We start from the raw sequence: 930 nt of genomic DNA, 5'->3' as shown, positions 1-930 counted from the left end.
CGCAGAAAGCGATGGCTATTGCGGCCCGAGCTTCTTGATCAGCGCGGCCAGCTCTTCCATCTCGGCCGGCTTGAGGTCCGTCAGCGGCGCGCGCACCGGTCCGCCGTCATGGCCGACGATCTTGGCGCCGGCCTTGATGATGGACACGCCATAGCCCTCCACCCGGTTGCGGATGGCGAGATACGGCATGAAGAACTCCTTGAGCAGCCGGTGCTGTGTGGCCATGTCGTCGGCCGCCACCGCCTTGTAGAACTCCATCGCCGTCCTGGGGATGAAGTTGAACACCGCCGACGAATACACCGGCGTGCCCAGCGCCTTGTAGGCGGCGGCATACACCTCGGCCGTGGGCAGGCCGCCCAGGTACGAGAAGCGGTCGCCCATCTTCATGTAGATGCTGGACATGGTCTCGATGTTGCCCACACCGTCCTTGAAGCCGATCAGGTTGGGGCAGCGCTCGGCCAGGATGGCCAGAGAGTCGGGCGTGAGCTTGGTGCGGTCGCGGTTGTAGACGATGACGCCGAACTTCACGCTCTTGCAGACCTGTTCCACATGGGCGATCAGGCCTTCCTGGCCGGCCTCGGTCAGGTAGTGGGGCAACAGCAGGATGCCGTGGGCACCCAGGCGCTCGGCCTCCTGCGCATGGGCAATGGCTGTGCGGGTGGGGCCGCCGGCACCGGCGATGATGGGCACCTTGCCGCGGCAGGTGTCCACGGCGGTCTTGATGACTTCGCTGTACTCCGGGCCCGACAGCGAGAAGTATTCACCCGTGCCACCGGCGGCAAACAGGGCGCTGGCGCCATAGGGCGCGAGCCACTCCAGGCGCTCGATGTAGGTCTTGGGGCGGAAGTTGCCCTCGCTGTCGAAGTCCGTGATGGGGAAGGACAGCAGGCCGGAGCCCATGATGGTTTTGAGGTCTTGGGGGGTCATGTC

The 930-nt window shown here is 65.4% G+C and carries 1 protein-coding gene; it reads right to left on the bottom strand.

Features of this window, described 5'->3' with window-relative positions; translation table 11 throughout:
• Window positions 1–15 precede the first annotated feature (15 nt).
• Window positions 16–927, bottom strand: a complete 912-nt coding sequence (kdgD, locus tag ACOQFS_RS14420; RefSeq protein ID WP_421563515.1) for a 5-dehydro-4-deoxyglucarate dehydratase — start codon at window positions 925–927, stop codon at window positions 16–18.
• Window positions 928–930 lie beyond the last annotated feature (3 nt).

It is taken from the genome of Paracidovorax sp. MALMAid1276, from assembly GCF_049198005.1.
Taxonomy (GTDB): domain Bacteria; phylum Pseudomonadota; class Gammaproteobacteria; order Burkholderiales; family Burkholderiaceae_C; genus Acidovorax.
The sequence above is the reverse complement of the archived record's forward strand: the minus strand, read 5'-3'. Positions and strand labels throughout refer to the sequence as shown.

Coding starts and splice junctions, on each gene's coding strand:
- kdgD (WP_421563515.1), bottom strand. CDS start 927: ATGACCCCCCAAGACCTCAAAACCATCATGGGCTCCGGCCTGCTGTCC.